This window comes from Paenibacillus oryzisoli (assembly GCF_050467285.1).
In the GTDB taxonomy this organism is placed as follows: domain Bacteria; phylum Bacillota; class Bacilli; order Paenibacillales; family NBRC-103111; genus Paenibacillus_E; species Paenibacillus_E oryzisoli_A.
Window position 1 is genome coordinate 294544 of sequence record NZ_JBCMUN010000006.1, and the last position, 24031, is coordinate 318574.

Genomic DNA, 24031 nt, shown 5'->3' on the forward strand with positions numbered 1-24031 from the left:
GCAGCTTTTATTATGTTCGGAGGATTAACGAAAGATCTAGGCATTGATTTGGGAACGGCGAACACGCTGGTTTATGTAAAAGGCAAAGGAATTATCGTGAGGGAACCGTCGGTGGTTGCCCTGCGTACCGATACAAAAACGATTGAAGCGGTTGGCGACTCCGCCAAGCGGATGATTGGGCGCACGCCGGGGAATATTCGGGCGATTCGTCCGATGAAGGACGGGGTGATCGCTGACTTTGAGACCACGTCGACGATGATCCGCTATTTCCTGAGACAAGCTCAGAAGCAGCGTTGGTTGTTCAAACGCCATCCGAACGTGATGGTCTGCGTGCCTTCCGGGATCACGGCGGTCGAGAAACGCGCGGTTGAGGATGCGACGAAGCAAGCGGGCGCTCGGGAAGCGTATACGATTGAAGAGCCGTTCGCGGCGGCAATCGGCGCGGATTTGCCGGTGTGGGAGCCGACAGGCAGCATGGTCGTCGACATTGGCGGCGGCACCACGGAAGTGGCTGTGATCTCGCTCGGAGGGATCGTGACGTCCCGCTCGATTCGAATTGCCGGCGACGAGATGGATGAAGCGATTATTCAATATATCAAGCGTACGTATAACTTGATGATCGGCGAGCGCACAGCGGAAACGCTGAAAATCGAGATCGGCTCCGCGCTTCCATCGGAAGCGAAGGAATCGCTCGAAATTCGCGGCCGCGACCTACTGACAGGGCTGCCGAAGACGCTCAGCGTCACTTCCCACGAAATCACGGAGTCGCTTGCAGATACGGTGAATGCGATTGTCGAAGCGGTCAAGGTGACGCTGGAGAAGTGCCCGCCGGAGCTGTCGGCGGATATTATGGATCGCGGCATCGTGCTCACCGGAGGCGGCGGCTTGCTGCGCAATCTGGATCGCCTGCTCGCGCGGGAGACGGGCATGCCGGTGATGGTGGCGGAGAATCCGCTCGATTGCGTCGCGATCGGTACGGGCCGCGCGCTGGAAAATATTCATCTTTTCAAAAGCAAATCAGGGTCCGGCTCCCGCTATAAGGGCTAAAAGATCGTTAGAAGGTGCCAACGTTGTTTAAATTCATGGGAAATAAAAGGCTGTTTTTTCTGATGTCCGGGCTCGTCTGCTTCTTCATTCTAATGGGACTGACGCTCGGCAATCGGGGGCCGATGACATGGCCGGAGAAATTCGTCAAAGACTCCATTTCATGGACGCAAGGCCTGCTTTACAAGCCCGCAGCCGCCATCGCGGGTTTCTTTGAAGACATCCGTCATCTTCGCGTCATCTACGAGGAGAACAAGACACTGAAGCTGACATTGACGCAATATGCGCGCGATACGCAGCGGCTTAATGAGCTCGAATCTCAGAATAAAAGGCTAATGGAAGAGTTGGGCTTCACAGAGCGCCAGCGGCAGCAGAACAACTATACCTATCGGATTGCCGAGGTCGTCACCATCGATCCCGATCCTTACAACAGCACCGTGACGATCAACTTAGGGGATAAGGACGGCATCGAGGAAAATATGGCGGTCATGACCGTTGACGGTTTGGTTGGCCGGGTCAGCAAAGTGTTCGGTTTCCACTCTAACGTGCAGTTGCTAACCGAAACGACGGATACGGACAACAGCTCCAAAGCCATTGCGGTTACGGTCAAAGGGAATGATAATCAGCCGTTCGGCATGATTGAATCGTACGATCCCAAAACTGGTGAGCTGGTGATGAACAAAGTGGAGCATGCGGACGACATGAAGGTCGGCGATACGATCATCACATCGGGGCTCGGCCAAGTATTCCCGAAAGGGATTGAAGTCGGCACCATCACCTCGATTGGTCCTGGTGAATTTGGCATTACGTACAAAGTAATGGTGAAGCCGAAAGCTTCGTTCAGCCACATACGCGAAGTATTTGTCGTTGAAGTTCCTAAGGTGGAATGAGGTGAGTCAGCGGAAATGAATCGACACGTAATCTGGCTCATTCTACTTGGTCTCTTGATCGTTCAAGGCTCGCTCCTCGTCTGGATTCTGCCGTCTTCCTGGCAGTCTAACGTGTATGTGACGCCGCATCTGATGCTCGTCTTTATTCTTTTTATCGGTCTTTTTCATCATCGTCATGCCGCTTTAATCTATGGACTCGTTTTTGGACTGCTTCACGATTTTACGTATTACGGCGCTATGCTTGGTGTGTATTCCTTCGGCATGGGATTAACCGGGTATTTGGCGGGGCTTGTTCAGCGCAGGCAGCCGAATCTGATTTTTTACAATCTGGTCATTACGGCCGTCGGTTTGTTTCTGTTCGAATGCATTAATTATGGTATTAATCGGCTGTTCAAGCTCATTACGGTCGACTTCCAATTTGCGCTGACCCATTACATGCTGCCGACTGTGCTCTTCAACTTGCTGATTGCGCTCATTTGCTATGTGCCGATTCGCAAGCTGCTGGAAGGCAGGCGGAAGATCTCTGCCGCCGGCGAAGAATAATTTTCCATCCCGCAAGCAGGAGAATTCACGACTAGAGCCGAAATGTATGGGTTGGGAGGTCGTCATGAAACTATGTCTGCTAGCAAGCACCATGTAATGATTAAAGGGGTCAAGGATGGCCTTGTTTTTTTGCTGAACGATACGTGCGAATGGCAGGAAGTGCTGCAGGAATTAAAGCACAAACTGGAGAAAACGCATCAACAAATATTAACTGGACCGATCATTCACGTGAGTATCAAGTTGGGCAGCCGGGAGGCGACCGAGGAGCAGAAAGAGGAAATCCGCGCTGTCATTAAGCAAAAGGGGAATTTGCTCATTCAATCGATTGAAAGCGAACCTGCGAAAGAGGCGGCCGCAGAACTTTCCGCAGCTCCCATGACGACACTCAGAGGGATGATTCGTTCAGGTCAGACGCTTCATAACGAAGGTGATTTGCTTTTTTTGGGCGATGTGAACCCCGGAGGCATTATCACGGCGACGGGAAATATCTATATCATGGGCTCGCTGCGCGGCATGGCCCACGCGGGAACAGAAGGCGACGAAGGTGCGATCGTTGCAGCTTCCCATATGCGGCCTACGCAATTGCGGATCGCCGGTATTATTTCCAGGCCCCCCGACGAGTGGGGGATTGACGAAGCTTTTATGGAATTTGCCTACATCAAGGAAGGCAAGATGGAAATCGATAAATTGCATCAACTGCACCGCATTCGGCCTGATTCCCCGATTAAAACAGCGGTACCGATACAAGGATAATTCGCCGGGACTTAGGGAGCTTTCCGAAATTAACGTCCTATTTTCAGGCAAAGTCTCCTTATTGTGGCATTCATAGATCATAGCAAGACATTTTGGATGGGGTGAGAAAAATGGGAGAGGCAATCGTTGTCACCTCAGGGAAAGGCGGCGTTGGCAAAACGACGACGTCCGCGAACCTGGGTACTGCACTGGCACTTCTGGGCAAAAAAGTATGCATGGTAGATACGGATATTGGACTTAGAAACCTGGACGTCGTGATGGGACTCGAGAATCGGATTATTTACGATCTTGTTGACGTGGCGGAAGGGCGCTGCCGCTTGCCTCAGGCGCTGATCAAGGATAAGCGGTTTGACGAGCTTTACTTGCTTCCTGCTGCGCAGACGAAGGACAAACATGCCGTGTCGCCGGAGCAGGTGAAGGCGATCATTCTGGAACTTAAAAATGATTTCGAATTCGTCATCATCGACTGCCCTGCGGGCATCGAGCAAGGGTTCAAAAACGCGGTTGCGGGTGCGGACAAAGCGATCGTCGTCACAACGCCTGAGAACGCGGCCGTACGCGATGCGGATCGCATTATCGGCCTGCTCGAGAATGAGCGTATTTCGGCGCCAAAACTGGTCATCAACCGGATTCGCCCGATGATGGTGAAGAAAGGCGAGATGCTGGACATCGATGAAATCTGCACCGTCCTGGCGATTGACCTGCTGGGCATCGTGCCGGATGATGAGCATGTCATCAAGGCGGCGAACATGGGGGAGCCTACGGTGATGAATCCGTCTGCGCGTGCGGCGATCGCTTATCGGAACATTGCGAGACGGATGATCGGCGATACGGTGCCGCTGATGCAGCTTGAGGACAAGACCGGCTGGGTCAAACGTATGAAAAAGTTTATGGGAATAGGATGATCGTCCGGTGTTAGCCAAGCTGAAAAACATGGATCTCCCGATCATCGCCATTTTGCTGGCTTTCATGGTTATCTCGACGATGATGGTGTACAGTTCCTCCGTCGATGCGAAAATCAGTATTTCCATTACCAAAATTCTTTTGCTGTACGGTGTCAGTCTTGTTGCCTTTGTGGGTTGCAGTCTGTTCGACTACCGTTTGTTGATTCGGATTGCGCCGTATTTATACGGCATTGGGATCGTCTCGCTAATTGCGGTATATTTCTTTGGCAAAAAAATCAATGGTGCCCGCGGCTGGTTCGAGCTGCCCGGAGGGCTGACCTTCCAGCCGGCCGAGCTGGTTAAATTGATTCTGATTATATGCATCGCGGCCTTGCTCGTGCGGCGGGGCGGTGATTTGCTTCTCCTGAAGAACGATATTATTCCCGTCGTGGGCACCGTCTTACTGCCATTTATTTTAGTGTTGATTCAGCCTGATTTGGGGAATGCCATTATTTTCATCGTCATTCTCGTCGGGATGCTTTGGATCGGCAACATTAAATATTCGCAGGTGTTCATCTCCCTTGTAGTCATTGCGGGCGTCGGTTTTCTAGCGCTCACGTTATACAAAACGTTTCATCAAAGTCTGTACGATTTCCTGAGGGGTTTTGGCTTTAGCCATTGGATGGATCGGATCGATACGTATTTATATCCGCAAGATGTCTCATCCGACGATAACTATCAGGTGAGGAACGCCATACGGGCTATCGGTTCCGGCGGATTGAAGGGTGAGGGGTACTTGCAGGGCACATCGGTGCACAGCAACTTTATTCCATTAGCCTACTCCGATTCGATTTTTGTCGTCATCGGGGAAGAATTTGGCTTCCGTGGCTCCGCTGTCCTGCTGCTAATCTACTTCTTGCTCATCTACCGCATGATTCTCATTTCGATCCAAAGCGCGCAAGTCGGCGGTGCCTATATCGTGGTGGGTGTCGTGTCGATGTTCGTGTTCCAAATCTTCGAGAACGTCGGTATGATGATCGGCGTCATGCCGCTCACGGGGATTACGCTGCCTTTTGTCAGCTATGGCGGAACGTCGTTGATGATCAACATGCTGTCGCTGGGACTCGTCATGAGCGTGAAACTTCATCAGGAGAAAGAGCCTGAACTGTTTTAACTTAATATGACATCCCGTAGAAGGTGCTCTCTCAGCCATGTGCTGTCGGGGCGCCTTCTTTTCGCGTTGCCGGAGGATTCGTCACATAATCTTGTCCACGCGCTCATACGCTGTAGAGAAGGTTTGTGAGGAGGGGATTCCATGGGGAGTAACGATAAAGTGAAACAACGGCGGAATGAGCGGCTTCGCAGTATTCGGGAATCGTCTGAGGCCGCCCATCGCCAAAGCTATGGCCTTGGCCCAGTACGGTTGCCGGAATATTTGGCTCCGCCGCGGGAACCTGATGTGCCGTTGTATGCAGATGCGGAGTGGCGCCGTAAGATGGAGGATCCCGAGTTTGCCTGGAAGCAGAAGCAGCTTATGGACAGACAGATATACCGGAACGGCGGAGATGAAGACGACACGGGCTTGCTGCGGCCGCCTTCCCCCCGCAAAATCGCGATCAAGCTCCTAATCAGCGCGGCGCTGTTCGGGACCGTATACGGCATGTTTCAACTGCAGCAGCCGTGGGCTGAGAAAGGGAAGCGGTATGTGAGCGCAGCGCTCACGGAGTCGTATGATTTTACGGCGATTTCCGCTTGGTATGCAGATACGTTTGGAGGTTCTCCGTCGTTTATTCCGAGCTGGAACCGGACAGGCAGTGAAGCGATCAAAGTATCAACGTCCAAGCGCACGTTATATGTCCCGGCGAAGGGAACAATTATCGTTCCGTATGATGGGAATTCGCATAAAGGCGTCAATGTGAGCACACAGGAATTTGCGCCGGTCTACGCGCTGGATACGGGACAAGTCATATTCGCCGGAAAAACGCCGGATACCGGCATGACGGTCGTCATTCGGCATCCCGGGGGGCTCCAATCGACGTATGGGGGGCTGAGTGAGGTGTCCGTTGCCGCAGGCGACTGGATGAAAGTCGGCGAGCCGATCGGCAAAGCGTCGGAACGTAATGCGGCCAAGGGGACGATGTATTTTGCTCTGACGAAAGAAGGTTTGCCGATCAATCCGACGGATGTGATTTCCTTTGATTAAATGGGCTGGAACTAGGTACCGATTTCATCCTTTGTTTACGTTAATTATGCTTGGTTCCGCTCTTACCGGATATTTCATGGAAGCGATCACCTTGTTTGGCATTGTGCTTGTGCATGAGCTGGGGCATTTGACCGCGGCGAACGGGTTTGGCTGGCGCGTGCAGGAGGTGCAGCTGCTTCCTTTTGGCGGCGTTTTGGTCGTGGATGAACTGGGGACCGCTTCGACGCGAGAGGAGCTGATTGTGGCGATCTCCGGGCCGCTTCAGCACGTCTGGATGATCGGGGCGGCGCTGCTGATGAAGTCGTTGGAGCTGGGGAGCGGGAGCTGGTGGGATTTTTTTATCGAGGCGAACGTGATGATCGCGCTGTTCAATCTGCTGCCGGTGATGCCGCTCGACGGCGGTAAAGTGATGCAATGTCTGCTCGGTTACCTGCTGTCGTATCATAACACGATTGTGTATTCGGCTGTGATCTCGATGGTGCTGAGCGTTCTGATGATCGGCTTTGCCGGCGTTCAACTGCTTCAAGGCGGGCTGCCCATCAACATCCTGGTGGTGGGGGGCTTCCTGTTGATATCCAATTGGTACGCCTACCGTCAGGTACCGTATCACTTCTTGCGCTTCCTGATGGCCCGCGGACCCAGAGTCAGCCTCATTCTCAGCCGCGGCGCTTTGGCACAGCCGATTGTCATTACGAAGCAGCGGACGATGGCGGAGACGCTGAAGCTTTTTATGCGGGAAAAATATCATCTCATTTACATCATTAACGAGGCGGGACGCATACAAGCGGTCGTGCCGGAACAGCAAATCGTCAGCGGATATTTAGATGGAAAGAAACCGGGGAGTGCAGTTTCGGATCTTTTCATGTAAAATAGCTGATGAGGTGAACGCGAGTATGAAGCAATTGATCATTCACTGTGCACCTGATCTGACGCAAGCCGCTTTGCTGGAGGACGGCAGGCTGGTCGAGTACGACGTGCAGTATCCACTGGATACGCAGCGCGCTGGCAGCATCTATATGGGGCGCGTGGTCAACGTGCTTCCCGGCATGCAGGCCGCTTTTGTGGATATTGGGCTCACCAAGAACGCTTTTCTTTATATAGACGACCTCTTGCCCGTACATATGGACAAGCAGCCGAAAATCAAGCCGTCCATCACAGAACTTGCGCAGGTCGGCCAGCACATTATGGTGCAGGTAACGAAAGATCCGCAAGGTACGAAAGGCGCGCGGGTATCCACGCACGTCTCGATTCCGGGGCGTTGGGTGGTGTATATGCCGGATGCCGATTATATCGCCGTCTCACGCAAAATCGATCTCGAGGCCGAACGCCAGCGGCTCAAGCTGCTCGCGGAAAGCAATTTGGTGCCGGGCGAAGGTGTCATCCTTCGAACGGGCGCGCTCGGGCAGAGCGAAGAGGCGATTCGCGACGATTTGAACAATTTGCGCGAGCTGTGGAGCGCGATTCTCACCAAAGCCGAGGAAGCGTCGGCGCCGGCACAGCTCTACCAGGATTTGGACTTGCTTCCGAAGCTGGCGCGGGATGTGATCACCGACGATGTGCAGGAAGTGTGGCTCAGCTCGCAGGCCATCTACGAGGAAATGAAGGGACTGCTGCGCAAGCAGTTGCCGGGCTGGCGCGGGCGGGTCGCGTATTTTGACCGCAAGACGCCGATGTTCGATCAGTTTGGCATTACCGAGGAGCTCAATCAGAGCTTTCGGCGCAAAATCTGGCTGCCGAGCGGCGGCTATCTGATCGTCGATCAGACCGAAGCACTCACCGTGATCGACGTGAACACCGGCAGATACACCGGCTCTATCGATTTGGAGCAGACGGTGACGGACATCAACCGCGAAGCGGCAATGGAAATTCCGCGGCTGCTGCGGCTACGTAATCTGCGCGGCATTATCATTGTGGATTTTATCGATATGAGCTCGGAAGAGAACCGCGCCGCCGTCATGGCTGCCTTGACGCAGGCCGTACGCAAGGACCGTTCGAAAACGACGATCGTCGGGTGGACGAAGCTTGGTCTGCTGGAAATGACGCGCAAGCGCAAATAAGGCATTGCATATGAAATTATAACTGTGTTATAATACTCGGAGTGTGTTGTAAGGGCATGCTGTAACCGCGCGAAACGGGTTTAAGTATGACAGGATGACTTATCCTGCTCATCACCTGGACAAGGCGAGTCTGAGACATGAGGAGGTCGTGAAAATGTACGCAATTATTGAAACAGGTGGTAAACAGTACAAAGTTCAAGAAGGCGATGTTCTTTACATCGAGAAATTGAACGCTGCTGAAGGTGAGGTTGTATCCTTCGATCGTGTATTCCTGGTATCCCAAGAGAGTGGTCTGGTTGTAGGTGCTCCATTGGTAGCAGGTGCTTCCGTTTCCGCGAAAGTGGAAAAACATGGAAAAGGCGCGAAAGTGATCGTATACAAATACAAGCCTAAAAAGAACTACCACAAAAAGCAAGGTCATCGTCAACCGTACACAAGAGTCGTTATCGAGAAAATCCAAGCGTAATTAGGCGAAGCTTATGATCTACGTGACCATAAAGCGCCAATCACCGGATTTACCGGAAATTACGTCTTTTGTTGTGGAAGGCCATGCCGAGTATGACGTACCAGGCAAAGACCTCGTCTGTGCCGCTGTATCTGCGGTGACGTTTGGTACTTATAATTCGATAGAATCGCTGACAGGCGTAATCCCTATTCATGAGATGATCCGCGGTTTTATGGATATTACCATTCCAGAGAACGCACGATCTGCGCCAGAGATTTGGGACAAAGTCCAAGTGATTCTGGAATCGATGGTCGTTATGCTGCAAACCATTACAGAAACTTACGGTGACTATATAACGATTACAACAATCTATCACAAAGGAGGATAACACCATGTTGAAATTGGATCTCCAGTTTTTCGCTTCCAAAAAAGGGGTAGGTTCCACAAAGAACGGACGTGACTCCCACTCCAAGCGCCTTGGCGCTAAACGTGCTGACGGTCAAACCGTTACTGCGGGAAGCATTCTGTACCGTCAACGCGGTACGAAAATTCACCCAGGAACTAACGTGGGTATCGGTTCCGACGACACCCTGTTCGCTTTGGTACCAGGCGTTGTGAAATTCGAGCGTCTTGGCCGCGACCGCAAAAAAGTGAGCGTATATCCAGTTGACGTTGCTCCGGTAGCTGCAGCTGTAGAAGCGTAATGGAAATCCCTGGTGAGCGGCCGTTCACCGGGGATTTTTTTTATAAAGATTGCATAAGCCTCTAACTGCGATCACACCCCTGTTGGTTGGTCAAGGGCGGAGGTTTTCGCGTTTGTTTGGTGAACTTTTCCAGTCGCCGTGGTATACTGGAGGAACGGTTACCAATAGGGAGGACGGAGCGGCGAACAATGAAACAAATGAGCAAGACACAAGTATTTTTTTGCGCGCTTGTGGCAATTGGACTTATCGGCATGATGGCGGCGCCGCATTGGGTGATCCGGGCAGGCGCGCTGCTGTTTACGCTGCTAAGCGGATATGCATTCATCAGTATGCAGGCAAGCAGGACTGAAGAAGTATGGCGCTCCCGCTTGAAGACGCAGGAGCAGCAATCGCATGTGAAGCTGATTGGGGTTGTGAACCGGCTCCGGCACGATTGGATGAACGATGCGCAAATCTTATTTGGCTATATTCAGCTCAAGAAATTTGATAATTTGAAACCGCTTATGGAAAAAATAAAAACGACGATGGCGCAGGAAAGCAATTTGTCCAAGCTGGGCATTCCATCGTTGGTCGCTTACTTCCTGCAGCTGCGCGTGGAGTCCAAGCGCATTGAGGTTCATGTCGAGTTGGAGCAGGAAATCAATCTCGGACAGCTGCCGTTAGCGGGGGGTGCGATTGAGAATGCGATCCGAGACGTGTTCGGCTGCGTGGAGGCGTGCGCGCAGGCGGAGGAAGGCGAAGCCGGGCGGCTGAGCTTGGAATTTGATCGGCAGGACGAGGCTTTGCTGCTTGATTGTGTATATGAAGGTTCTTATGATCAGGAGCAGTTGGCACGTACAATCAGGCAGTTGTTTGCGTCAGGGACAGGCCAGGTGCAGCTGGAACAATTGAAAACAGAAGAAGAGGAAGCGGAGATTATTCTTCGCATCCCTTATCGCATATAAGCTGAGGTGTAATGATGTTTGTAGATAAGGCGAAAGTATTTGTAAAAGGCGGCGACGGTGGCGACGGGTTGGTAGCGTTTCGCCGGGAGAAATATGTGCCCGACGGAGGCCCGGCCGGCGGTGACGGCGGTAATGGCGGCGACGTCGTTTTCCGCGTCGACGAGGGCTTGCGGACACTGGTGGATTTCCGCTACCAGAAGCATTTTAAAGCGGATCGCGGCGAGAAGGGCCGCAATAAGTCGCAGCACGGCGCGAACGCCGGGGACATGATCGTGCGGATTCCGCCGGGAACGACGATCATCGACGACGACACGCAGATGGTTGTAGCCGACTTGACCCGGCACGGGCAAGAAGTCGTTGTGGCCAAAGGCGGCCGCGGCGGGCGGGGCAACACCCGCTTTGTGACCCAACGGATGGTGGCGCCGGAAATTGCCGAGAACGGCGAGGAAGGCGAAGAACGCTGGGTTGTCCTGGAGATGAAGGTCCTCGCAGACGTGGGCCTCGTGGGCTTCCCGAGCGTCGGGAAATCGACGCTGCTGTCAGTCGTGTCCGCGGCGAAGCCGAAGATTGCCGCGTACCATTTTACGACGCTAACCCCGAACTTGGGTGTCGTCGATGTGGGGGATGGCCGCAGCTTCGTCATGGCGGATCTGCCGGGATTGATAGAGGGCGCGCATCAAGGCGTCGGCCTTGGTCACGAGTTCCTCCGTCACATCGAGCGGACGCGCGTGCTTGTGCATGTGGTGGACATGTCCGCTGCGGATGGACGTGATCCTTACGATGATTTCCTCAAGATCAACGAGGAGATCAAGCTGTACAACGCGAAGCTGGAGAACCGCCCACAGATTATTGTGGCGAACAAAATGGATATGCCGGAGTCCGAGGACAACCTGGCACTGTTCAAAGAGCAGCTCGCTGCGGAAGGCAAGGACTACGCGATTTATCCGATTTCGGCGCTAACGCATGAAGGCGTCAAGGAGCTGCTGTACAAAATCTCCGACATCGTGGAGAGCATTCCACCGGCGCCGGAAGTCGAGGCCGTTGCGGAGCAAGAGGAGCGGAAGGTATACCGCTTTGAGAAGGAAGAAGACAATGAATTTACGGTTCGCCGCGTGAATGAAATGTTCGTCATCGACAGCCCGTCGATCGAGAAGCTGATCAAGCGGACGAATTTCAGCACGCCGGACAGCGTAGCGCGGTTTGCGCGGATTTTGCGCAATATGGGCGTGGACAACGAATTGCGCAAGCGCGGCGCGGTTCATGGACAGACGATACAGATCGGTGATTTCGAGTTCGAATTCGACGAAAAATCATAGGACGAAAGCACTTATCCTTGAGGGATAGGTGCTTTTTATTTTTGCTCCCTCGCATTAATGTCACTATACTTGACATTAACTTTGAAAAGGATTACCATTCTAATCACAAAATAATTTAATGTCAATAATTATGACATTAAATTATCGCGCAGGGGGGAGACAGGTGAAGAGATGGATTCAAGCGATGAGCGCCGAGCAGCCGCATACGCGAAATTTAACTTACGAGGAAGCCAGGGAGGCCGCCGCTGATATGACGAACGGAGCGTCGACCGATGCGCAATGTGCGGCGTTTTTAATGGCATTGTGCATGAAAGGGGAGGCCCTTGAGGAAACGATGGCGTTTATCGATGTGTTTCGCAGCCATGCTGTCGTGTACAGCGCAGTACAAGATTCGCTCAACTGTGCCGGGCCGGCCGAAGGACGCCAAACCTTCCCTGTTACACTTCCTGTTAGCTTATTGTTAGCTTCTGTCGGTTTTAAGCAGGTGATGCACGGCGGCACTTCGTTTACAACCCGGCAAGGCACCGTGATGAAAGAACTGCTCGAAGGCTTGGGCGTTGCCACCAACGTGCCCATTAAGGGATGGCAGGCGATGCTGCAGCAGGTACATATCGGTTTTTTGTCGACAGAGCAGCTGTGCCCGCCAATCGGCCGTTTGAAAGGCGTACGCGAGCAGCTTGGCTTGCGGACTGTTATCGATACGGTGGAGAAAGTGCTGAATCCGGTCCGCTCGACGAACGTCATTCTTGGCGTTCATCAGCGGAAGGCGATGGAACCGCTCATTCCGATCGCGATGCATTCGGGCTTCCAGCAAACGTATCTGGTCAGCGGGATCGAGGGCTCGGAAGATTTGCCGCTTTACGCAAGCAGCCTCATTCGGATCGTGACGCCATGGGGAGACGAGACGCGTGTGATGGATCCGCAGAAATTCGGCTTTCGCAGCGAGCCGCTGCCGGTGCTGAGCCGGGATGAGCAGATGGAGCTAATCCGCCGCATCATCACCGGCGATGAGAGCAGCGAGGTGAAGCGCGAGCGGGATCATGTCATTTTCAATGCCGGACTCCGGTTCATGTGGTTTGAGAAGGTGGGCAGCTATGAAGAAGGGTTTCAGCTTGCAGAAGCTCTGTTGAAGCGGAAGGAAGCGAATAAAGTGATGCAGCGCTGGGTGGAACGAAGCCAGCATTACGCGCGGCAGCAGCCGCCGGATGGCGGGGATGCGCCGGCCAAAATCGGATAAAGATCTTCCTGAACGTCTGCCGAAAGCGGGCTGGGGAAGATCTTTTTTGTTATCAAATGCTTGGTATAGAGCCATTCTGCGCACAGGTTCAAATCTTGCATATGCCGGAAAGAAACGGCACATAGACACGCTGCTCTGCCCTCCCCTACACTTTGAGAGGAGTTTACGATCATAATGCCTCTTGGAGCAGGGGAGGCGGTCATCGCGATGCAGCATTTTGAAAGCGTTGTCTAAAGCAAGAATCATGAACACAGAGTGGAGGATCCTTTATGAAAGCTTCATGGAAAGTATGGATAGCCTGTTGGATGAGCGTGGTGCTGGCTGTAACAGGTTTATTTCCTGGCACAGGCAGCCTGCCGACGGCTAAAGCGGCCTCGAACGTGTATGTTCAGATCAATTATGATGAAAGCGCTATTGCGAAGAACAGCAAGCTGTACAACGGTACGACCTACACAGGGACGATTGGCGGGGCATGGGGCATTTATTCGTCTGCTGCAAATACGGATTATGTCATGATGGAAAATGCGCCGGGCCGTAGCGATTACAGCCTCAAAATCGTCTCGAATACGACGAATATCAATACGGGCCGCAACAACCTCGGCGGGAACACGGCGGGCAATACCGGCGTTGGCGGTAAGCTGGTTTTCGAGACGAAGGTGTATATGAACAGTACGGAGCATAGGAGGGATATTCAGTTTCGGAGCCTGAATGCCCCGGTTCCGGCTACGGCGACGACCAACGTGTCGGTCATTTCTTTTGACAACACGGGAAAGATCAAGGATGCGGGGAATCAGACGATCGGGACGTATGAAGCGAATGCTTGGTACCGGTTAAAATTGTTCGTGGATAACGATGCCAGAACCGTCACGTACTTTATCAATGACGCTTACGCGGGGGAGGCTGCGCTGCCTGCCGCCTGGCTGAATATTCGCCATATTTATTTATACCAGTATTACAAATCAGGCGTCCAAGGGGAGTGGTATGTCGACGATCTGAAGCTGATGGATTATGTCCCCGTCACAGGGCTTGCAGTTTCGCCGGCTACGCTTGCGCTCGCGGAAACCGAGCAGACGACGATTGCCGCTTCGCCGCTGCCGGACAATGCTTCCGAGGCTCGCTTGACATGGAGCATTGACGATCCTACGGTCGCAAGCGTTGTCTACGGCGTCGTTCATGCCCTGAAAGCCGGAACTGCAACCGTAACGGTTTCCACATACGGTGGCGGGTATACACAGAGCGTGCCGCTTACTGTCGTGGCGCCGATCCCGCTGAGCGCCATTACGCTTCCGGGCGAGGTTTCGCTGCCGGCGACGACAACGCGCACGCTTCAGCCTGCATTCGTGCCGGTGAATGCGACGAATCGGAAGGTGCACTGGCAGTCTTCCAATCCAGCGATTGCGACAGTGGATGCAAACGGTGTAATTACCGGACTTGCCGCAGGAAGTACCGACATTACGGTCATCTCTGAAGCGAATCCAGCGATCACTAGCGTGACGAAGGTTACCGTTACGCCTTACATCGATGTCGAGCAAGTGACGATCGAGAACGCACCGGCACAGCTCATGAAATACGAGACCTTCGCGCTATCGGCCGTGGTGTCGCCCTCTGAGGCAACCGCTCCTGAGCTGACGTGGCAATCCGATCATCTTGCTGTGCTTGCCGTTGACAACAGCGGACGGTTGACGGCCGTAGGCGTCGGAACGGCGACAGTGACAGCCCGCGCGGCTAATGGCAAATCGGACACCGTTACGATTCAGGTGACGACACCGCAGCCACAGGATCCGCAGGAGTACGATAAGCTGAGAATCCGGTGGGAGCAGACTTTTACCGGAATGGACGCTCTGGATGTGGGCAATGCGGAAGTGAAAGCGATCATTGATGCCAGCGCCGCACAGGCGCAGTCCTACTGGGATGCGATGCAGCTAGCCGGCACGGGTGGCACGCTATGGGCGGATTTGCCGGCCTCAACGACGGATTCCACCTTCATTACCGATCATTACACGCGGTTGAAAGCGATGGCCAAATCGTATGCGCTTAGAGGCACTGCCCTCTATCACAACGCTGCGCTCAAAGCTGACATTATTCAAGCGATGGATTGGATGCTGGCGCATCTGTATACGCCGACCGGCGCGGAATTCGGCAATTGGTGGAACTGGGACATCGGCGCGCCGACGCGGCTGGCGGATATCCTGATTTTCATGTATGACGATTTGACGCCGCAGCAAATTGCCGCTAACGCGCTTAGCATCGATCATTATATCGGGGATGTGGCTGCGCCTTCTTTTACCCAGGTGGGGGCGAACCGCTCTGACATTATGATGATTGAGACGAGGCTCGGCATTGTCGAAAAAAATTACGATCGCCTCATCAAATCGCGCGACGGTTTGACGCCGTTGTTCGATTACGTCACCTCCGGGGACGGTTTTTATGAAGACGGCTCCTACATTCAACATAACAATATCGCTTATTCCGGGAGTTATGGCGAAGTACTGATGCAAGGCATGGGCAACCTGCTTCTGCTGCTCAATGGCAGCACATGGCAGCCGGTTGTACCTGGCGTTGACAATGTGTATCGCTGGATCAAGGAAGGCTTTGCGCCGATCTTGTACAAAGGGCAGGCGCTGGATATGACGCGCGGCCGAGCGATTGTGCGCGGCAATGCATCGGACGGCTACGCTTCGGCTAAAAGTATTTTGATCGGCATGGCGCGCGTTGCCCAGACGGCACCTGCAGAGCAGGCGGAAGCGCTAAAGCGTTTTATTAAATTTCATATGCCTTATTTGCTCGAACGCGGATTTACGTACTATCAGTTTCCGCTGGACTTGGCCGATATGATTAAAGGCTGGATGGCAGACCCCTCGATTGTGCCGGCGGAACAGCTGCCGCAGCATTTTGAAATGAATGCGATGGCACGCAGTATTCACGTTGGCGACGGCTATTTGTTCGGTGTCAGCAAAAGCTCCAAGCGAGTCGCTACCTACGAACTGACGAATGGCGAAAATCCGAAGGGCTGGTATACCGGAGATGGCATGACTTACCTGTATAACAACGATTTGCGCCAATATACGGATAATTATTGGCAAACGGTGGATTGGTACAAACTGCCGGGCACGACGGTTGTCGACCGTCCGCGAAGCTCGGATCAATATCAGTACGGCGATGGCGAAATGGCGCCCTCGAACGCCTGGGCCGGCGGCGCGTCGCTAGGCAGCTACGGCGTTTCAGGCATGAATCTGAAACAGATCGGCACGCAGATGAGCGCAAATAAATCGTGGTTCATGTTCGACGACGAGATTGTAGCTCTGGGATCGGGCATTACAAGCACGGATCATCTTCCGGTGGACAGCGTTGTCGAGCAGCGGAAGCTGAAAGCGGACAATTCGAACGCTTTTATTGTGGACGGTGAGGCGAAAAGCGGGGAAATTGCCGAACAGGCGGTAGCGCACCCAAGCTGGATGTATTTGGAAGGCAACGCCCAGGGAGCGGGGATCGGTTATACGTTCCCCGATCATCAAGCGGTCACGATTGCCCGCAAACGGCAAGAAGGCCGTCTCTCCGATGTGCAGCTGAGCGACCCGCCGTCCTCGACACCGCAGACCGATTTGCTGAGCAATTATTTTGTGACGATGTGGATCAATCATGGCGCGGATCCGGTGAATCAAAGCTATGTTTATGTGATTTTGCCGAATGCGACCCAGGGCAAGACGGAGGCTTACTCCGCTTCACCGGACTATGATATTGTGTTGAATTCACCGGATGCGCAGGCGGTGAGGGAGCGCAAATTAGGGGTTACAGGCTATAACTTTTGGAGAGATCAATTGACGACAGCGGGGGACGTTACCTCTAATCGCCAAGCTTCCGTGATGGTGAAGGAAGATCCCTATGCCGGCCGCTACGAGTTGGCGGTGGCCGATCCGACCCTGGAAAACAGCGGAACGATTGAGCTTGAACTGAACAGATCCGCTGAGGCTGTCATTGCGAAGGATGATGCGATTGAGGTGACACAGCTGACGCCGACCGTGCGCATTCGGGCGAACGTCAAGGATACGCTGGGCAAATCGCTGCGGCTCACGCTGCAAACGACGCCGGTTCTTCCTGAGTTGCCTGAGGATGTTGAGGGAGACTCGGGAGCGGGCGGAAGCACGCCTGCAAGTTCGTCGAACGCTCCTCTGCTGGTGGAGGACGGGAAAGCGTCCATCCGCCTTGGACAGGGCGAAAACACTGCGTCTGTCGCGCTTTCGGAGCTTCCTTCCGTGCCGCTGGAATTGAGCGCGGACGGCATCGTGGTGACGCTGCCTGCGGCTACGGTTCAGGCGTTCAAGCAAGCAAAAGCGGCAGAGAGCGCCAAGCTGAAACTGGCTATCGACGTGCGTCATGCAGCAGATGCCGCTATACTGAATGCGCCCGCAGCGGATTCGTCCGCAGTGCTTACGCCAAGCGGGCTGGCTGTAACGGTGGGGCTTCAGCTGCGTGCGGAAGATGGCACAGCTGTAGAAGGGCTTACGTGGCCTGCCGCTGCGAACGTGACGATTCCCGTCAACGAAGCGAATCTGGATAGAGAACTGCTTGGGGTGTATCGTTACGATGAGGCAGTGGGGCTGTGGGTGTTTGCCGGCGATGGGGTAGAAATAGCGGATGGCCAAGCGGCCTTTACGATAGATCGGCCAGGCACTTATGCCGTTATGGCCTATGACAAGTCGTTTGTCGATGTGCCGAGCGATCACTGGGCACATCGAGCCTTACAAGTACTGGCCGCCAAGCACGTTGTAGACGGTGAATCGCAGACGGCGTTCGATCTGTCCGGGACAACGACGCGGGCACAATTTACGGCGATGCTCGTTCGCGCCCTTCATTTGCCTGAGCCGCAGGCGGAAGCGGGCTTTGCCGATGTATCGGCGGAGGCTTGGTACGCTTCGGCAGTTGCGGCGGCTTCCCATGCCGGGCTTATTTCCGGCGTGACCGAGCAGTCTTTTGCACCTGAGGCGCTGATCACGCGAGAACAGATGGCGGTGCTGCTCGTCAGAGCGTACGCTTATCATGGCGGAGCCGTTCCGGCGGGACTGGCGGAGAGAAGCGGATACACGGACAGTGCGGACATGTCCGCCTGGGCGCAGGAAGCGATTGACGGGGCTTCGGCGCTAGGCATGCTCTCCGGAACGGCAGCCGGTACCTTCTCCCCGAAAGAGGCGCTGAACCGCATTCAAAGCGTTCAGGCTATCTATAACTTGCTGCAGGTGAGCGGGAAGTAGAAGCAAGATTTTGATAGAAAGATGGGCCCTGTTTCGCGGTTTGACCTGCGCTGAAGCCGAATTGGCAGAACTTACAGCTAAAACTTAACCAATGGATATGATACCATTTACTAGATTAATGGTTATGGATATAGACGAAAAATTGGATTGGAGGCCAACATGAAGAAACAACTACTAACTTTTGCGCTCATCCCTTCGCTTCTTTTCGGTGCTGTTACCCTATCTCTGCCTCAATCGGCTTCAGCGGCCACGACAGGTAAAATTGTAAGCAGTGTCAGTTTCCGAACGGCGCCGAGCACCGACGCCTCTCGCATTCGCTATTTGAGTAAGGGCGAGCCGTTCGTTCTTTTGGATAAAGTGAACAGCTACTGGTACCGAGTCCAGGTGACCAATGGACAAATCGGATATATCTCAACGAGTGACAAGTACACCAAGCTAGACGGACAGGCTGCCCCATCGCCATCATCAGGGACGGGAACGATCGTCGCCAGCGTCTCCTTCCGAACGGGAGCGAATACGGACGCCAGCCGCATTCGATATTTGAAAGCCGGCGAAACGGTGAGAATTCTCGAAAAGGTGAACAGCTACTGGTATAAGGTGCAGGCGTCTGATGGGAAAGTCGGCTATGTCAGCACAAGCGAAAAATACATAAAAGCTTCGGGAAGCTCCTCTTCCGGCGGCTCCGGCAGCTCGGGCGGTTCCGGAGGCAGCAATGCAGGCAGCAATCTTTCCGCTTCCGAACAAATTCAGAAAGTCATTGCAGCAGGTAAAAAATATTTGGGCACGCCGTACGAATACGGATCGTCCCGTGATAATACGAGAACGTTCGACTGCTCCGATTTTGTAAGACAAGCGTTCCTTGACGGCATCGGGCTCAAGCTGCCAAGCGATTCGAGAGGGCAGGGCGCGTATGTGAAATCGCTCGGCCACAACGTGACGACAGACTGGCACAACCTGAAAGTCGGCGACCTCATGTTCTTTATGTCCTATAAAGGAACGGCCAAGTCGAACTACACAGGCATCAACAAATCCACAGCGACGATCACGCATGTCGCCATTTATCTCGGAAACGGTCAAATTTTATCGACCTATTCCAAAGAAAGCGGCGGCGTCCGCATCGATTCCATCGCAGGCCGTCACTGGGAGTACCGCTTCTTATTCGGCGGCAGCGCGATTTAAGCGCGGACAAGCGAAAGAGCAGAACCCGACTATGGGATTCTGCTCTTTTTTGCGCCGATGCTGTGACACATGTTACACCCGCAGCGGATCCAGCAAAGGGTGCCAATGGATCGTCGGTCCGCCCGTCACCTCGTCCAGGCCCGCCGAGCCGACCCAAGGATGCGCTGTATCGCCGACGGCAAAATAATGCTGCAGCAAGCTGCGAAAAATAAAAGGAATCTCACGCTCCAACACCTGCTCGCGCGGTATCCAGTGAAGGTCGCCCTCCGAGGTGACGACACGCGGATTGACGTTGGTGCGCCCGATATAGAAAAATTGCTGGCGAATTTCTTGCCCGTTGAGGCGCAGCAGCACATACTGCATGCGAAGTCCCTCAATTTCATCCTCTTCAATGCCCGTTTCCTCGTAAATTTCCCGCAGGCAAGCCGTGCGGGGGTGGCTGATCTCATCCGGCTCCAAATGCCCGCCGACAGCGGCCCAGAGACCGGGAGACAAGGTGCGGTGTAAGGACCGCTTCATCATCAGAAGCTCGTCCCGCTCATTCATTAACAAAGCCGTGGACATCATGCGCAGGGTGATCATAGTCCATTCCTTTCAGGATGTATTCGTTTTCATAGGAATCACTCATCTCTCAGCTTATCACAGCCCGCGAAAGTCAGGCAAAGGCGGACAACCTTGAAGCAATTTGCCTATTGCTTCGCAAGGCATGTTTCGATATAATGTCCACTATAGTGAAACAACAGTCTTTTTGGAGAGGACGGTCGTGGAGTGCCGGATAGCAAAGAACTTGACCATTCGATGAAGCACTTCGGTCCTGAGCGTTACTACTTAGTCCGTGAGGATATTTTGCCGGAAGGGGTACTCAAAACCGTGCAGGCGAAAGAGCTGCTTGCCCGCGGCGAGGTGAAGACGATTCATGAAGCCGTTGAGCAGGTCGGGCTGAGTCGGAGCGCCTTCTACAAATATAAGGATGGCATCCATCCACTAAGCAGATTGGAACGAGAACGAATTATTACGATTTCGATGGATTTGGAGCATCGGGCGGGCATTCTGTCCCGGGTGCTGGCGCTGATTGCCAATCTCGAAGGCAATGTGCTGACGATTCACCAGACGATTCCCCTTCAAGGCATGGCGAACGTCGTCATCTCCGTTGAAATTTCATCCATGGGCGAAGAGATTCGCCAGTTTTTAGAGCGGCTGCAGTCGCAGGACGGAGTTAAGCGTGCCATGGTCATCGGCCAAGGCAGTTAACGAATACGATCATTCGGGAGGAAAAGAACAATGAAGCCAATTAAAGTAGGTTTACTCGGACTTGGCACTGTAGGAACAGGCGTCGTCCGCATCGTGGAAGGACATCAGGAGGACTTGCAGCGTCAAACAGGGTCTGCCATTGAAATTGCCAAAATCGTGGTTCAGGATAAAAGCAAACCGCGCAACATCTCCGTGGATCCGGAGAAGCTGACGGAGAACGTCTGGGACGTGATCGGGGATAAAGAAATCGACGTTGTCGTTGAAGTCATGGGCGGCGTGGAAGCGACCAAAGGACATATCCTGACGGCGCTGGAGAACGGCAAGCACGTTGTCACCGCGAATAAAGATTTGATGGCGATGCACGGCGCTGAGATTTTGGCCAAGGCAGCTGAACACAACTGCGACGTCTTCTACGAAGCGAGCGTGGCGGGCGGCATTCCGATCATTCGTACACTGGTCGAAGGCTTTTCCTCGGATCGCATCACCAAGATCATGGGGATCGTTAATGGAACGACTAACTACATTTTGACGAAAATGAGCCAGGAAGGCGCCGCTTATGCGGACGTCCTCAAGGAAGCGCAAACGCTCGGCTATGCCGAAGCGGACCCGACGTCCGACGTCGAAGGTCTCGATGCAGCGCGTAAAATGACGATTTTGTCCACACTCGGCTTCCACGCCAACGTTGCGCTGAGCGATGTCGAGGTGAAGGGCATCTCCAAAGTGTCCAAAGAAGATATTCAATACGGGAAAAAACTAGGCTATGAAGTGAAGCTGCTCGGTATCGCTGAAAATCACGACGGGCACATCTCTGTCAGCGTACAGCCGACGATGGTGAAAAACTCGCATCCGCTCGCATCCGTCAACGGGGTGTTCAACGCCGTGTACGTGACCGGTGAAGCGGTTGGCGAGACGATGTTCTACGGCGCGGGCGCAGGCGAGCTGCCGACAGCAACGTCGGTCGTTGCGGATCTCGTTGCCGTTGTGCGCAACTCGAAGCTGGGCGTGAACGGACGCACGGTGCAAGCGCCTTACAAAGAGAAGAAGCTCAAATCCGACGAGCAAATCGCGTCGAAAAACTTCATCCTCCTGCATGTGGAGGACAAAGCGGGCGTTCTGGCACAAATTACGCAAATTTTTGCCGAGCACGAAGTGAGCTTGGAATCAGTGTTCCAACATCCGAACGCGCATAATCCAAAGGCTGAGATCATTATCATTACGCACGATGCGAATCAAGCGAGCATGAAAAAGGTACTCAACCAATTTGAATCGATGGATGTTATTCACGCGATTAAAAGCGTATACCGCGTAGAAGGTTAATCCCTTCTCGCGGTTTTGACTTACTTTAAGTGAAATGAGGGCAGTTTCGAAATGAGCGACAGGACAATACAGAAAGTAAGGGTAAAGGTACCGGCCAGCACGGCAAACTTGGGTCCTGGATTTGACTCGCTGGGGATGGCCTTGAACTTATATGCATGGATCGATATGGCGGTTGCCGACCGCACCACAGTTGAACTGATCGGCGATCAAATGAACGGCATTCCGACGGACAAATCCAATTTGATTTATAAAGTTGCACAAATGGTGTTTGCGGAAGCGGGCGTCTCCATTCCCGAACTGTCGATCTCCATGTACAGTGAAATTCCGCTGACGCGCGGACTTGGCAGCAGCGCCTCCGCCATCGTGGGCGCGCTGGCTGCGGCCAATGCGCTGATCGGCAGCCGCTTCTCGACGTACGAGCTGTTTCAGATGGCCTCGCGCCTCGAGAAACATCCCGATAACGTCGGAGCGAGCCTCTATGGCGGCATTGTGGTCGCGTTTTGGGACGATGAGCGGGCGGAGTCGATCCGCCTTGAACCGGACAGCCGCCTGGACGTGCTGGTCGCCATTCCTGACTTCCAGCTTTCCACAGAGAAGGCGCGCGGTGTGATGCCGACGCAGGTAGCGATGAAGGATGCAGTATACAACCTCAGCCATTCCTCGCTGTTCGTGGCGGCGCTGGCAACCGGCAATCTGGGCATGATTCGCCATGCGATGAAGGATCGCCTGCATCAGCCGTACCGGGCGTCGCTCATCCCCGGCATGCAGACGCTGCTGGATGAAAGCGAGAACTACGGCGCGCTCGGCGTTGCGCTGAGCGGCGCCGGACCGACGATGCTCGCGCTGGTGGACGCGCAGAGTGACCGCAAGGCGGAGCTGGAAGCGTTCCTGCGCGGCACGTTGGCGAAGGAAGGCATTTCCGCCAAGCTGCTTTGGCTGAAGCCGTGTGACGGCGTGACGGCGACCTTGTTAAGCGAAGGGGACGAAGGACTCCGCAGTTTGGTGGAGAAAGAGGTGCTCGCATGAAGCGAATTGCCATTCTCGGACCCAGCACGTTCTCGGAAGAAGCGACGCGCCACTTTCTTGGCGACGACAAGTTCACGTACGTTTCGTACAAATTGATCTCCGAAGTGTTCAACGCAACGGCTTCGGGAGAAACCGATCTCGGTGTCATTCCGATCGAAAATACGCTGGAAGGCTCTGTGCACTTGCACGTGGATTGGCTTGTGCATGAAGTGGATCTGCCGATTCGCGCGGAATGGGTGTTTCCGATTGATATGAATCTGATCGGGTATGCCGATCCGGAAGGTCAAACTGATGCCGATAACCCATACAAGCATATTCGGAAGGTGCTGTCCCATCACGTTGTACCGGCGCAGTGCAGCCGGTTTATGAAGCAGTATTTGCGGGGTGCAGAGTTCGAGCAGGTCAGCTCGACAGCGGAGGGCGTGCGTATTGTCTCCCAGCTAAAGGATCCTTCGGTTGCGGCCATTGGGACGGCCATTGCGTCCGCCAATTATGGCGTCCCGATGCTGCAGCGGGAGATCCAGGATCATAAGGATAACATGACCCGATTCTTACTGGTCGGCAAAGAGGCTTCCGAGCTCGCTTCGTCGGAGCAGATGAAAACGACGATTCTCGTGACGCTGCCGGAAGACTACCCGGGCGCGCTGCATCAAGTGTTGTCAGCTTTCGCTTGGCGGCGGATCAACTTGTCCAAGATTGAGTCGAAGCCGACCAAGAAGAAGCTGGGCAATTATTATTTTTACATCGACATTGTCGGAACCCTCGATTCCGTTCTGCTGCCGGCTGCTATCCAGGAAATTGAAGCAATCGGCTGCCAGGTGCGCATATTGGGCTGCTATCCGAGCTATAGCTATCACAGTGAGTAACATGAATCCCTTGCGCTTAGGCGTGAGGGATTTTTTTTGTGCGAGAGGGGCAAAAGCCCAGCCTTCCGCATAGACTGTACTATCATTGTGTTTAAGCGAATGCTTATGCGGCCACTTCGCTTT

Annotated in this window: 22 protein-coding genes and 1 other annotated feature; of the genes, 21 read left to right on the top strand and 1 reads right to left on the bottom strand. The window is 53.8% G+C overall.

Translation table 11 applies throughout. The features are described 5' to 3' along the window. Positions 1-12 precede the first annotated feature (12 nt). The 17 genes from ABE504_RS10215 to ABE504_RS10295 all read left to right on the top strand — a co-directional run bounded on the left by ABE504_RS10215 (position 13) and on the right by ABE504_RS10295 (position 19448). The gene (locus ABE504_RS10215; RefSeq protein WP_126142918.1) at positions 13-1047 is read left to right on the top strand and encodes a rod shape-determining protein; all 1035 of its coding nucleotides are present in this window, start codon (positions 13-15) and stop codon (positions 1045-1047) included. Between the two features lie 23 nt (positions 1048-1070). Then, on the top strand, positions 1071-1934 hold the full coding sequence (gene mreC / locus ABE504_RS10220; RefSeq protein WP_430087798.1) for a rod shape-determining protein MreC: 864 nt from the start codon (positions 1071-1073) through the stop codon (positions 1932-1934). A 15-nt stretch (positions 1935-1949) separates the two neighbouring features. After that, on the top strand, positions 1950-2477 hold the full coding sequence (gene mreD / locus ABE504_RS10225) for a rod shape-determining protein MreD (protein ID WP_430087800.1): 528 nt from the start codon (positions 1950-1952) through the stop codon (positions 2475-2477). Positions 2478-2549: 72 nt separating this feature from the next. Continuing rightward, on the top strand, positions 2550-3230 hold the full coding sequence (gene minC / locus ABE504_RS10230; protein ID WP_430087801.1) for a septum site-determining protein MinC: 681 nt from the start codon (positions 2550-2552) through the stop codon (positions 3228-3230). A gap of 110 nt (positions 3231-3340) precedes the next feature. Beyond that, positions 3341-4135: a septum site-determining protein MinD gene (minD, locus tag ABE504_RS10235; RefSeq protein WP_126142921.1), complete on the top strand. Its 795-nt coding sequence runs from the start codon at positions 3341-3343 to the stop codon at positions 4133-4135. 7 nt (positions 4136-4142) lie between these two features. Next, positions 4143-5288, top strand: coding sequence for an FtsW/RodA/SpoVE family cell cycle protein (locus ABE504_RS10240; protein ID WP_430087803.1), 1146 nt, complete (start codon positions 4143-4145; stop codon positions 5286-5288). A gap of 141 nt (positions 5289-5429) precedes the next feature. After that, positions 5430-6317, top strand: coding sequence for a peptidoglycan DD-metalloendopeptidase family protein (locus ABE504_RS10245; RefSeq protein ID WP_430087805.1), 888 nt, complete (start codon positions 5430-5432; stop codon positions 6315-6317). A 31-nt stretch (positions 6318-6348) separates the two neighbouring features. Next, the gene (locus ABE504_RS10250; RefSeq protein WP_430087807.1) at positions 6349-7185 is read left to right on the top strand and encodes a M50 family metallopeptidase; all 837 of its coding nucleotides are present in this window, start codon (positions 6349-6351) and stop codon (positions 7183-7185) included. 25 nt (positions 7186-7210) lie between these two features. Continuing rightward, positions 7211-8374, top strand: a complete 1164-nt coding sequence (locus ABE504_RS10255) for an Rne/Rng family ribonuclease (protein WP_430087809.1) — start codon at positions 7211-7213, stop codon at positions 8372-8374. 53 nt (positions 8375-8427) lie between these two features. Beyond that, positions 8428-8516, top strand: a sequence feature (ribosomal protein L21 leader region). A 12-nt stretch (positions 8517-8528) separates the two neighbouring features. Then, a complete protein-coding gene (gene rplU / locus ABE504_RS10260; protein WP_430087811.1) occupies positions 8529-8840 on the top strand; it encodes a 50S ribosomal protein L21 in 312 nt (103 codons plus the stop codon). A gap of 13 nt (positions 8841-8853) precedes the next feature. After that, positions 8854-9207 carry a ribosomal-processing cysteine protease Prp gene (locus tag ABE504_RS10265; RefSeq protein ID WP_430087813.1) on the top strand — a complete coding sequence of 118 codons (354 nt, stop codon included), beginning with the start codon at positions 8854-8856 and terminating at the stop codon, positions 9205-9207. 4 nt (positions 9208-9211) lie between these two features. Then, positions 9212-9523 carry a 50S ribosomal protein L27 gene (gene rpmA, locus ABE504_RS10270; RefSeq protein WP_430087815.1) on the top strand — a complete coding sequence of 104 codons (312 nt, stop codon included), beginning with the start codon at positions 9212-9214 and terminating at the stop codon, positions 9521-9523. A gap of 188 nt (positions 9524-9711) precedes the next feature. Next, entirely contained in the window at positions 9712-10467 is a 756-nt protein-coding gene (locus ABE504_RS10275) for a Spo0B domain-containing protein (RefSeq protein ID WP_430087817.1), read from the top strand. A gap of 14 nt (positions 10468-10481) precedes the next feature. Further along, entirely contained in the window at positions 10482-11783 is a 1302-nt protein-coding gene (gene obgE / locus ABE504_RS10280; RefSeq protein WP_430087819.1) for a GTPase ObgE, read from the top strand. Between the two features lie 163 nt (positions 11784-11946). Further along, on the top strand, positions 11947-13020 hold the full coding sequence (locus ABE504_RS10285) for an anthranilate phosphoribosyltransferase (RefSeq protein WP_430087820.1): 1074 nt from the start codon (positions 11947-11949) through the stop codon (positions 13018-13020). A 269-nt stretch (positions 13021-13289) separates the two neighbouring features. Next, positions 13290-18269, top strand: coding sequence for a polysaccharide lyase family 8 super-sandwich domain-containing protein (locus tag ABE504_RS10290; RefSeq protein ID WP_430087822.1), 4980 nt, complete (start codon positions 13290-13292; stop codon positions 18267-18269). Between the two features lie 159 nt (positions 18270-18428). Continuing rightward, positions 18429-19448: an SH3 domain-containing protein gene (locus ABE504_RS10295; protein ID WP_430087824.1), complete on the top strand. Its 1020-nt coding sequence runs from the start codon at positions 18429-18431 to the stop codon at positions 19446-19448. 72 nt (positions 19449-19520) lie between these two features. Here the strand turns inward: ABE504_RS10295 and ABE504_RS10300 are convergent, their stop codons facing one another. Beyond that, entirely contained in the window at positions 19521-20030 is a 510-nt protein-coding gene (locus tag ABE504_RS10300) for an NUDIX domain-containing protein (RefSeq protein ID WP_430087826.1), read from the bottom strand. 216 nt (positions 20031-20246) lie between these two features. Between ABE504_RS10300 and ABE504_RS10305 the strand changes: the two genes are divergently transcribed. The 4 genes from ABE504_RS10305 to pheA are packed head-to-tail and all read left to right on the top strand — an operon-like array spanning position 20247 to position 23908. Next, positions 20247-20699: an ACT domain-containing protein gene (locus ABE504_RS10305; RefSeq protein ID WP_430085522.1), complete on the top strand. Its 453-nt coding sequence runs from the start codon at positions 20247-20249 to the stop codon at positions 20697-20699. 30 nt (positions 20700-20729) lie between these two features. Further along, entirely contained in the window at positions 20730-22016 is a 1287-nt protein-coding gene (locus ABE504_RS10310; RefSeq protein ID WP_430087828.1) for a homoserine dehydrogenase, read from the top strand. A gap of 51 nt (positions 22017-22067) precedes the next feature. Continuing rightward, positions 22068-23042, top strand: a complete 975-nt coding sequence (gene thrB / locus ABE504_RS10315) for a homoserine kinase (RefSeq protein ID WP_430087830.1) — start codon at positions 22068-22070, stop codon at positions 23040-23042. Next, positions 23039-23908 (top strand): prephenate dehydratase, encoded by an 870-nt coding sequence (gene pheA / locus ABE504_RS10320; protein WP_430087832.1) that lies wholly within the window; start codon positions 23039-23041, stop codon positions 23906-23908. The genes thrB and pheA overlap by 4 nt, the downstream gene beginning before the upstream one ends. Positions 23909-24031: the final 123 nt, after the last annotated feature.